We start from the raw sequence: 233 nt of genomic DNA on the forward strand, positions 1-233 counted from the left end.
ACTTTTCAGGTACTCGCTTTCCATGATCCGCATCGAAAATATCAGCAAGCAGAACAGCCACCGCATTCTCTACATCGAGGCGTCAGCCGCCCTGAACAAGGGCGAGAAGATCGGTCTCGTCGGTCCGAACGGCGCCGGCAAGACGACGCTGTTCAAGATGATCACCGGCCAGGAAAAGCCGGATGCCGGTTCGGTGCGTATCGGTGACACCGTGCATCTCGGCTATGTCGACC

Annotated in this window: 1 pseudogene; it reads left to right on the forward strand. The window is 57.5% G+C overall.

The window, feature by feature from the left end:
• Positions 1–112: 112 nt before the first annotated feature.
• A pseudogene (locus SB764_RS44920) lies at positions 113–233 on the forward strand (ATP-binding cassette domain-containing protein); the annotation flags it as partial.

This window comes from Paraburkholderia sp. SIMBA_027, assembly GCF_046535315.1.
GTDB classification, from domain to species: Bacteria; Pseudomonadota; Gammaproteobacteria; order Burkholderiales; family Burkholderiaceae; genus Paraburkholderia; species Paraburkholderia tropica.